This is a genomic window from Rhodococcus sp. MALMAid1271, from assembly GCF_049195265.1.
In the GTDB taxonomy this organism is placed as follows: Bacteria; Actinomycetota; Actinomycetes; order Mycobacteriales; family Mycobacteriaceae; genus Rhodococcoides.
Genome location: NZ_JBMIRQ010000116.1, coordinates 1 through 5,167 on the forward strand (window position 1 = coordinate 1; position 5,167 = coordinate 5,167).

The window sequence follows — 5,167 nt, forward strand, 5'->3', positions numbered from 1 at the left end:
CAGTGTGGATGCGGCGGCGTTGCGTGAGCATGCCGGTTCGGTGTTGCCGGCGCACATGGTGCCCTCGGCAGTGGTGATGCTCGAGTCGATTCCGTTGACTCCTGCAGGCAAACTCGACCGACGCGCACTACCCGAACCTGAGCTCGGCTCACAGAGTACGTTCGAGGCTGCCCAGACGGAGTACGAGTACGCGGTCGCGGCAGTCTTCTGCGACGTTCTCGACGTCGAACGAGTCGGCGTCACCGACAGCTTCTTCGATCTCGGCGGAAACTCCCTCGTGGCAACACGTTTGGTAGCGCGGGTCAATTCTGCGCTCGGGACGGATCTGAAGGTCCTCGACCTGTTCGAGGCGTCGACGGTTCGCAGTCTTGCCGAACGCGCGGAGTCCAAGGGTGCGTCACTGCATCGCCGGCCTGCACTCGTTCCCGTCGATCGGCCCGAGTCGATACCGCTGTCTCTCGCGCAGCAGCGGATGTGGTTCATCAACCAGTTCGACGTGTCCTCGCCCGCGTACAACATTCCGCTCACGGTGCGGCTGACAGGCAACCTCGACATCACTGCGATGTCCGAGGCGATCGGCGACGTACTGTCTCGGCACGAATCTCTGCGCACGGTGTTTCCGACGGTCGGCGACCTGCCGAACCAGGTCATCGCCCCGGCGGAAGACGTCACCGGTTCGATGCTCCCGCTCGAGGTGGTCGATGTCGACGCCGGCGCGGTGGAGGCGCTCGTCCGTACCTCTGCAACAACAGGATTCGATGTCACGTCGGATCTTCCCTTCCGCGCGGTCCTCTACCGGTGCGGTCCGGAGAACTTCGTGTTGTCCATCGTCGTGCACCACATTGCCGCCGACGGCGCGTCGATGGCCCCTCTCGCCCGCGACGTGATGGTCGCCTACAGTGCACGGGCACAGGGCTCGGCTCCGGTATGGGAACCGTTGGCGGTGCAGTACGCGGACTTCGCGCTGTGGCAGCACGCCGTTCTCGGCGACGAGAACGACTCCACGTCTGTGGCATCACGACAGATCGAGTTCTGGCAGTCGGCATTGGCAGACCTGCCCGACGTGTTGCCGCTGCCACTAGATCGGCCGCGGCCCACGCGCCAGTCGATGCGTGGCGGTGTTACACCGTTCACGATCCCCGGCGACGTCGCTACACGACTGTCTTCGGTTGCCGCCCACCATGAATCGACGCTGTTCATGGTCGTCCACTCCGCGCTGGCATTGCTGCTCGCGCGATTGAGCGGTACCCAGGACATCGCTATCGGCACCCCGACTGCGGGTCGCGGCGATGCGGCACTCGACGATCTCGTCGGTATGTTCGTCGGAACGCTCGTGCTGCGTACGCAGGTCGAGTCGCAGTCGACCTTCGGTGAGCTGTTGGCCGGCACCCGCAGCTCCGATCTCGCTGCCTTCGACAACACCGATATTCCCTTCGAGCGACTCGTCGACGTTCTCGATCCGGTACGGTCGACCGATCATTCTCCGCTGTTCCAGGTCTTGCTCGAGTTCCAGAACAATGCAGCGGCCACACTGGAACTGCCCGATCTCACCGTCGAATTCGAAGAGATCAGCACCGGCACTGCAAAGTTCGACTTGCAACTCCGCGTCGACCAGGAACCCGTCGACGAGTCCGGAGCATTGTCGGCGTCTTTCACCTACGCCACCGATCTGTTCGATCCCGACACCATCGACCGTTTCGTCGACCGTTTCCTCCGCATCGTCGACACCATCGGCACATCGACGGACATTCGCACGGGCGATATCGACATCCTCTCGGCCGCAGAACGCGAACTGATGCTGTTCGAGTGGAACGACACTGCACGCTTGATCGAACCCCCTGTGCACCAGCAGATCCCTGCCGGGGACATCGACATGACGCTCGCCGGTCTGTTCGACCGGCAGGTGCTGCGCAGTCCGTACTCCACCGCCTTGGTGTTCGAGGACGAACACGTCACCTATCTCGAACTGGACGAACGCGCCAATCAGCTCGCTCGTCACCTCATCTCCCTCGGCGTGGCACCGGAGTCCCACGTCGGCCTGGCAATCCGACGATCGATCGATCTGCTCGTCGGTATGTACGCCATCGTCAAGGCCGGTGGCGCGTATGTACCCATCGACCCGGACCATCCGGTCGAACGTTCGTCCTACGTGCTGTCCAGCGCTCAACCGGTATGCATCCTGACCACCAGCCGTGACTGGATCAACATTCCGGTCGCAACTCCGGTCCTTGCGGTGGATCTTCTCGACGTCTCCGATCGCGACCACTCCTCGGTCACCGACTCCGACCGGCTGGGAACCCTGCGAGAGTCGAACACCGCCTACGTGATCTACACGTCCGGTTCGACAGGTCGACCCAAGGGTGTTGCCGTCACCCATTCGGCCATCGTCAATCGTCTGCTGTGGATGCAGCACGAGTACCGCCTGGAACCAGCCGATACCGTCCTGCAGAAGACACCGGCTACCTTCGATGTGTCGGTGTGGGAGTTCTTCTGGCCCCTCCAAGTCGGTGCCAAGCTCGTGGTCGCCGAACCCGAGGGACATCGCGATCCCACATATCTCTCGCGGATCATCGCGGAAGAGCACATCACCACGGCTCACTTCGTGCCGTCGATGCTCGCAGTGTTCGCGGCAGGAGCACGCGCAGCAGAATGTGGCTCGCTTCGGCTCGTGTTCTGCAGTGGCGAGGCGCTTCCCCCGGCTACGGCAGCTCAGTTCGCACAGTTCTCGCTGGCCGAACTGCATAATCTCTACGGTCCCACCGAGGCGGCCGTCGATGTCAGCTACTACCACGTGACCGGACGCGACCCGGTGACGATCCCCATCGGTGCACCGGTGTGGAACACCCGGTTGTACGTACTCGACGCCTCGCTGCGACTCGCACCGATCGGCGCTCCTGGCGAGCTGTACCTCGCAGGCGTCCAGCTCGCTCGCGGCTACGTCGGCCGTGGTGACCTCACCGCCGACCGCTTCGTCGCCGATCCGTTCGGCGAACCAGGCGAGCGGCTCTACCGCACAGGCGATCTGGTGCGCTGGCGCGCCGACGGTGAACTGGAGTACATCGGCCGCACCGACTTCCAGGTCAAACTGCGCGGTCTACGCATCGAGTTGCCCGAGATCGAAGCAGTTCTACTGCGGTCGGAATCGGTCGCCCAGGCGATCGCCTTGGTCCACAAAGACCCGAACACCGGTGAAACGCTGGTGGCCTACGTGGTGGGCACGCACGGCACTGCCGTCGACGCCACCGAGCTGACGGCCGAGGCCGCACGGCGCCTTCCGGCCTACATGGTGCCCTCGCACGTGGTCGTACTCGACTCACTGCCGGTCAACGCCAGTGGCAAACTCGATCGAAAAGCACTGCCCTCACCCGAATTCACCGTCGCTGCTTCCGAATTCGTCGGCCCCGAGAATCCGGTCGAAGAGATCGTGGCCGGGGTCTTCGGAGACCTACTCGGTATGTCCCAGGTGAGCGTCACGTCGAGCTTCTTCGAGATCGGCGGCAACTCGTTGATCGCGATGCGCTTGGTCGCGCGACTCAACGCAGCACTCGGAACCGACATCGGCATCAGGGATCTGTTCGACGCGCCTACCGTTCGCGCCCTGTCGGCCGGCATCGAGCTGGGCGAACACGACGACCAGGCAGCACCCCGGCTGGTTCCGCAGGAGCGGCCCGCGGTGGTACCGCTGTCGTTGGCTCAGCAGCGGATGTGGTTCATCAACCAGTACGACACCGCGTCGGCCGCGTACAACGTCGCCTTCGCCATGCGTTTGAGCGGTGCCCTCGACGTCGACGCAATGCACTCGGCCATCGGCGACGTGTTGACCCGGCACGAGTCGCTGCGCACTATGTTCCCCCTCTCCGACGGCGGACCGGTCCAGTCGATACTCGATGTGGCATCGGCAACGCCGGATCTCACTCCGATCGACGCAGACGGAGATCGACACGTCGAGCAATTGATCGCCGACGTCGCGGGTTCGGGCTTCGACGTGGTCACGGGTGTTCCGTTGCGAGTGCGGCTGATCAGGGAGCGCGAGAACGAGCACGTTCTCGTCATGGTGGTACATCACATCTCCTCCGACGGCTTCTCCAGCGCTCCACTGGCCCGCGATCTGATGGTGGCGTACAGCGCCCGCGCTGCCGGGCATGCGCCGAGTCAGGAACCGTTGCCGGTCCAGTACGCCGATTACGCGCTGTGGCAACGTCGGTATCTCGGTGCCGAATCCGATCCAGAGTCGGTGATGGCTCGGCAATCGGCCTACTGGGTCGACACACTGTCCGGTAGCCCCGAAGTGTTGCCCCTGCCGACCGATCGCCCCCGGCCCGCGGTGGCGTCTCTGCGCGGCGACACCGTCCCGTTCGAGATCGACGCCGGTGTCCATGCACGGCTCGCCGCCGTTGCTGCCGAGCACAATTCGAGCTCGTTCATGATCGTCCACGCCGCACTGGCCATCCTTCTGGCTCGGCTCTCGGGTACCGAGGACATCTCTGTCGGTACGCCGATCTCGGGCCGCGGAGACGCAGCACTGGACGAACTCGTCGGCATGTTCGTCAACACGCTCGTCCTGCGCACCCAGGTACCAGGCTCGACTCGTTTCGCGGACCTGCTGTCGGAGGTTCGTTCGACGGACCTCGCCGCGTTCACACACGCGGACGTTCCGTTCGAGCGGGTCGTGGACGCAGTCGATCCTGCACGGTCGACAGCCCACGCGCCGCTGTTCCAGGTGATGCTCGAATTCCAGCAGACCGAGCGGCCGACGGTGACGTTGCCCGGCCTGTCCATCGAGGGCATCGAACTGCCCAACGACATCTCCAATTTCGATCTGCAGTTGACGGTCGCGGAAGAATTCGACGCATCCGGTGCACCGCTCGGTATCACCGCCGGTTTCCGTTACGCCACAGAACTCTTCGATGCCGACACCGTCGGCGTATTCGCAGAACGTCTCGTACGGATTCTCGACACCGTGACGGCAGATCCGTCCGTCGAGGTCGGCGACATCGACATCCTGTCGGCCGACGAGTACGACTCGCTTGCTCCGGTTCGTGGTCCGCGGTCTGTTGCGGGTGTGGTGTTGCCGGAGTTGTTCGCTGGTGCGGTGGGTGTTGCCGGTGCTGGTGGTGTTGCGGTGGTTTCTGGTTCTCGGGTGCTTTCGTATGGTGAGTTGGATGCG

1 protein-coding gene is annotated in these 5,167 nt (G+C 63.8%); it reads left to right on the forward strand.

What is annotated here, in order from left to right:
* Nucleotides 1–5,167 (forward strand): amino acid adenylation domain-containing protein (locus ACOQFP_RS22095; RefSeq protein ID WP_421585535.1); only part of this gene is annotated, 5,167 nt, incomplete at both ends.